3 protein-coding genes and 2 pseudogenes are annotated in these 6000 nt (G+C 41.0%); all 5 read left to right on the top strand.

Features of this window, described 5'->3' with window-relative positions; all coding sequences use genetic code 11:
* Window positions 1-158, top strand: a pseudogene (locus GA0116959_RS14185) (catechol 1,2-dioxygenase); the annotation flags it as partial.
* A 271-nt stretch (window positions 159-429) separates the two neighbouring features.
* Window positions 430-1782, top strand: coding sequence for an MFS transporter (locus GA0116959_RS05740; protein WP_053577950.1), 1353 nt, complete (start codon window positions 430-432; stop codon window positions 1780-1782).
* A 54-nt stretch (window positions 1783-1836) separates the two neighbouring features.
* Window positions 1837-2727, top strand: coding sequence for a LysR family transcriptional regulator (locus GA0116959_RS05735; RefSeq protein WP_244878570.1), 891 nt, complete (start codon window positions 1837-1839; stop codon window positions 2725-2727).
* Between the two features lie 99 nt (window positions 2728-2826).
* Window positions 2827-3044 (top strand): annotated as a pseudogene (locus GA0116959_RS14500) (ATP-binding protein); the annotation flags it as partial.
* Between the two features lie 155 nt (window positions 3045-3199).
* Window positions 3200-5956, top strand: a complete 2757-nt coding sequence (gene acnA, locus GA0116959_RS05725; protein ID WP_092719268.1) for an aconitate hydratase AcnA — start codon at window positions 3200-3202, stop codon at window positions 5954-5956.
* Window positions 5957-6000: the final 44 nt, after the last annotated feature.

Raw genomic sequence — 6000 nt, 5'->3', positions numbered from 1 at the left:
GTTTAGTGGCTACAGCTGAAGATGTTACGGATGAAGCTGAGATCGCACGTCGTGGTTTAGACAAACCATTCAAACATATTCAGTTCAATGTTGAACTGAACAAAGATGTGGACGCTGCACCTACCTCTGAAGTTGAACGTCGTCGCATAGCTGCATAATTTTTTCTAAAAAGGATAGGTTGATCTAAGCCATCCTTCATAGATTATCTTTAGCAACCTGTTTCTTTAAGTTTAAAGATAGGGATGAAATCCTTCCTTTGCTGATTACCGCATAAAAGTAAGCCTATCCTCATGGAGATAGATCAATATCCATGAGACTTACATCAAGCTTCAGCTTGATGCCAAAGCGAAATATTACAATTACAGCGGGTAATCTAGCTTAGATTCTTAAAATAAATGATTGCAATATATATGACCAGGGAGGTCTGTAATGCAAAATATTAATGCAAATGAAGTCATTGATCATGCTCAGTTAAAAGCCATTCATTGGCGTGTAATTTTACTGAGTGCACTCATCATTATCTTTGATGGGTATGATTTGGTTATTTATGGTGTGGCACTGCCAAAACTCATGGTGGAATGGCAAATTGATACCATTACAGCAGGATTCCTCGGCAGTATTGCCTTATTTGGCATGATGTTTGGTGCCATTATATTTGGTAGCCTTAGTGATAAATTAGAAACTTATGGATTTAGTCGAAAAAAATTAATTATTTTATGTATATGTTTGTTCAGTAGTTTTACCTTTTTATGTGGTTATGCCTCTAATCCACAAAGTTTTGGTATTTTTCGTTTTCTCGCAGGTCTGGGCTTAGGCGGAGTAATGCCGAATGTCATTGCCCTAATGACTGAATATGCTCCTAAAAAATTACGTGCTACCTTAGTTTCGTTAATGTTCAGTGGTTATGCCGTCGGAGGAATGTGTTCAGCCTTGCTAGGTATGTGGTTAGTACCACAGTTTGGCTGGAAAATCATGTTTCTTCTAGGAGGTGTACCACTTTTGTTAATACCTATGATTTGGTTGTTATTACCTGAATCAATTGACTATTTAGTGCGTAGAAAGAAAACTGAAAAAGCATTCCAAGTACTTAAACAAATTGATAGTAGTCTTACTTATAACGCTCAGACTCAAATTAGTTTGCACCATGAAAATCAAACTACTTCAAAAACGCCTGTGAAAGATTTATTCGCAGAGGGTCGTGGACCAATCACACTTTTATTCTGGGGCAGTGTGTTTATGGCACTGGTTCTGGTGTATGCCTTAGGAAATTGGTTGCCTAAGCTGATGGTTGAAGCAGGATATGATTTATCGACGAGTCTGGTTTTTCTGCTTGCTTTGAATATTGGGGGGATGTTGGGTGCAATTGGGGGTGGATATTTGGCAGATCGTTTTAATTTAGCCAAAGTCTTATGTACCCTGTTCTTGAGTGGTGCTATAGCCTTGTTTTTACTCAGTTACAGTCTACCTACTTTTGTTCTATATATTTGTATTGCCATTGCGGGTGCTGCTTCAATTGGTGGTCAAATCTTATTATTGGCTTATATGTCACAATTTTATTCATCCAATATTCGTGCAACAGGTTTAGGTATGGCTTTAGGCGTTGGACGTTTAGGTGCGATTTTAGGACCAATTTTATGTGGATGGTTACTGAGCTTAAGTTTACCAATCAATTATAATTTCATAGCGCTTTCGATCCCTTGTATAATTGCAGTAATAAGTGTTTCCATGATTTACTACCGCTTAAAGCAGACAAGTGTAAAAGCTAAAATTGTACAAGCTTAATAATTCACTGAGGGAGGGAAACCTCCCTGATTGATATTGGACGATTAAACATTGATTGATCTTAGTCTTATTAAAGTTTTTATTATTATTTATGAAACTAAAAACATTAGTCATGCCGCTTTAAAACTCAATTTAAGTCAACCCTCTGTGACTTATAATCTCAATCGTTTACGTAAATTTTTAAATGATCCTTTGTTTGAGCGGGATAAGTTTGGTGTCAAGCCGACCAAATTGGCACAAAGTTTATATCCTAGTTTTAATCAATCCATTGCTGAAATTGAACGGGCGATTACTGCTTCGCAACAATTTAATCCAAAGACCTCAAGCAGAGTATTTCGGTTAGGCTTGTCAGATCTAGGTGAAATAGCTTTATTGCCAGCACTTATTCAATATCTTTCTAAAGAAGCACCGTTTATAAAAATTGAAATAGAAGAAATTCATTCAAATAAAGTCGAAGAATGGCTTGTTGATGATTTTTTAGATGTAGCAGTATTCAATAGTAGCTATACCATTATGCCAAAAATAGAATCACGTAATCTATTTGAAGAGCGTTATATGTGTATTGTGCATAAGCAGCATCCACGTGTACAAGATCATTTAACTCTGGAGCAATATCTACAAGAAAAGCATGCTGCAATTAAATCATCTACAGGTCATATGGAAATTGATCAAGGACTTAAAGAATTAGGATTGGAAAGAAATATTATGCTTGAGTTGCCCCATTTTAGTGTTTTGCAGGATGTAGTGACCAATTCTGAATTATTAGTGAGCCTTCCTTCACGTGCAGCGAAAGTTTATGAGCGTAATAGTGATGTGAATGTTTTTGAATTACCCTTTGCAGTAAAACCATTTAACGTCAGTGCCAATTGGTATAATCACCACGATGATTTGGAAGCGCGAACTTGGTTTATTCAAACATTACAAAATATTTTTCGGTGTTTGTAAGATTGTTTAGAATTAAAACTTAAAAAATAAGAATCTTTTTTTATCTTAAATTTGAATCATCACATTCAGTAATCAATTTAACAGCGTCTTTTTTTTGAAATTGGGTTAGCTAGCTCTCTTACTTTTTTGAACTATGCCAAATAAGAAAAACGGAATTTTTACTAAAAGATATTACGCTTCTAGCAAAACAGCTTGGATGGCCCGTTTTTTATTTCAGCTTTTTAGATGCAGGCCTGCATGGTGAGGGACAGTTTGTAAAAGCTCTTGATGCATTTTCACAACAAAATGGCTTAATTGGTAAAGCCATTAATTTGATTTAATTGTCGTCAACTCTCTGGCAGCCCTATATTTAACTGCATAGTGCAATCCGATAATAAATAATAACAAACCCACCGCGCAGTTAGCATACAGTAAGTAAAGAAGTAGTTGACTGTGATCATAAAAATAACATCTCATGCCGGAGGTAAACTAGATGGCTAAGTATAGTGATATCAATAGTTTTAATACCTTAGAAACATTAACCGTCGGTTCAGAACACTATCTGATTTTCAACCTATCCAAATTGCAAGTGCAGTTTGGCGACCTGTCCAGGCTGCCAAAATCTTTAAAAGTGTTGCTGGAAAATTTACTGCGTTTTGAAGATCAGCTGACTGTGAGAAGCGAGCATATTCAGGCGCTGGCAGAATGGTTAAACAACCAAACCTCAGAACAGGAAATCCAGTATCGTCCAGCACGGGTGCTGATGCAGGATTTTACCGGTGTTCCCGCAGTGGTTGATCTTGCTGCCATGCGTGCAGCAGTGGCAAAAGCCGGCGGTGATCCGGAAAAAATTAATCCTTTGTCACCAGTGGATTTAGTCATTGATCACTCGGTAATGGTCGATTACTTTGCCAACCCGCAAGCTTTTGAGCAGAATGTCGCAATTGAGATGCAACGCAATGGCGAACGCTACCAGTTTCTGCGTTGGGGACAGGCGGCGTTCAATCAATTTCGCGTGGTACCGCCAGGGACCGGGATTTGCCATCAGGTCAATCTGGAACATCTGGCACAAGTTGTCTGGAGCAATGAGGTTGATGGGCAGCACTTTGCCTTTCCTGATACTTTAGTCGGTACTGACTCACATACCACCATGATCAATGGCTTAGGCGTGTTAGGTTGGGGGGTAGGTGGCATCGAAGCGGAAGCGGCCATGCTGGGCCAGCCGATCTCCATGCTGATTCCTGAAGTGATCGGCTTTAAGCTCAGCGGTAAACTCAAAGAAGGTATTACAGCAACTGATCTGGTGCTGACCATTACCCAGACACTACGCAAAAAAGGCGTAGTTGGGAAATTTGTCGAATTTTATGGCGATGGCCTCGCCGATTTACCACTGGCTGACCGTGCTACTATTGCCAATATGGCACCCGAGTATGGTGCTACCTGTGGCTTTTTCCCGATTGATGAGGTCACTCTTTCCTATTTACGTTTAACTGGGCGTCAGCCCGAAAGAATTGCCTTGGTAGAGGCTTATAGCAAGTTGCAAGGATTGTGGCGCAATCCGGGGGATGAACCAGTCTTTACAGACACTCTGGCTTTAGATATGTCGACGGTAGAAGCCAGTCTGGCAGGTCCGAAACGTCCGCAGGATCGTGTGCCATTGTCGCAAGTGCCAAAAGCCTTTCATGCCTTCATGGAACTGACGTTGAAACCGGTCAAAGAGGAAAAAGAGCGTCTGGAAAATGAAGGCGGAGGGGGCATGGCTGTGGAAGCGAAACAAGCCAATCTGCCACATGAAAATGCTTTTTGTGTCATTGATGATAAAAAATATCCGTTGCAGCATGGTGATGTGGTGATTTCAGCCATTACCTCCTGTACCAACACCTCAAATCCCAGTGTCATGTTGGCCGCAGGACTATTAGCCAAAAAAGCACTCGAAAAAGGTTTGCAGCGGAAACCTTGGGTGAAAAGTTCACTGGCTCCAGGTTCCAAAGTAGTCACTGATTATCTCAATGCAGCAGGGTTGATGCCTTATTTGAATCAGCTGGGTTATAACTTGGTTGGTTATGGTTGTACCACCTGTATTGGCAATTCGGGCCCTTTGCCTGAAGTGGTTGAAGAAGCTGTGCAATGTTTCGATTTGAATGTAGCCTCAGTGCTCTCCGGAAATCGTAACTTTGAAGGACGGGTGCATCCATTGGTGAAAACCAACTGGCTAGCATCTCCACCCTTGGTTGTTGCCTATGGTTTGGTCGGGAATATTCGAACCGATCTCACTACTGAGCCTATAGGTGAGGGCTTTGATGGCCAAGCGGTTTATTTAAGAGATATCTGGCCGACACAGATGGAAATCGATGCTGCACTCCAGAACGTGAATACCGAGATGTTCCATAAAGAATATGCGGAAGTGTTTGAAGGTGATGCCAAGTGGAAAGCGATCCAGATTCCACAAAGTCAAACCTATGCTTGGGATGAACAATCAACCTATATCCGACATCCCCCCTTTTTTGCAGAAATTGATCAGCCGGTGCGACCAATTCAGCAGATTAAACAGGCACGGATTTTGGCCGTATTGGGCGATTCAGTCACAACGGACCATATTTCTCCTGCAGGTAATATCAAAAAAGATAGTCCTGCCGGACGATATTTACAGCAACAAGGGGTTGATGCAAAAGACTTTAACTCTTATGGATCCCGCCGTGGCAACCATGAGGTGATGATGCGAGGTACCTTTGCCAATATCCGTATTAAAAATGAAATGCTGGATGGGGAAGAAGGTGGCAATACCCTGCATATTCCAAGTGCAGAAAAACTCTCAATTTATGATGCGGCAATGCGTTATCAGGCAGAACAAACCCCGTTAGTGATTATTGCCGGGAAAGAATATGGCACCGGTTCTTCACGTGACTGGGCTGCCAAAGGCACCAACCTCTTGGGAGTGAAAGCGGTGATTGCTGAAAGTTTTGAGCGGATTCACCGTTCCAATCTGGTCGGCATGGGGGTTTTACCTTTACAATTTGTGGAGGGTCAGAACCGCCAGATATTGAACCTAACCGGACATGAAACACTGTCAATTTTAGGCTTGTCGGATGATATTCATCCGCATCAAATGCTGGAAGTAGATGTACAACATACCGATGGTACGTGTAGCCATTTTCAAGTGTTATGTCGTATTGATACCTTGAATGAGGTGGAATACTTTAAGGCCGGTGGTATCTTGCACTATGTCTTACGCAATTTGCTTGCTTCCTAAATTGAACAATGAAAAGCCCGACACTTGTCGGGTTTTTTTGTGTC

The sequence above is a fragment of the Acinetobacter albensis genome (assembly GCF_900095025.1).
In the GTDB taxonomy this organism is placed as follows: domain Bacteria; phylum Pseudomonadota; class Gammaproteobacteria; order Pseudomonadales; family Moraxellaceae; genus Acinetobacter; species Acinetobacter albensis.
The sequence above is the reverse complement of the archived record's forward strand: the minus strand, read 5'-3'. Positions and strand labels throughout refer to the sequence as shown.

Coding starts and splice junctions, on each gene's coding strand:
- GA0116959_RS05740 (WP_053577950.1), top strand. CDS start 430: ATGCAAAATATTAATGCAAATGAAGTCATTGATCATGCTCAGTTAAAA.
- acnA (WP_092719268.1), top strand. CDS start 3,200: ATGGCTAAGTATAGTGATATCAATAGTTTTAATACCTTAGAAACATTA.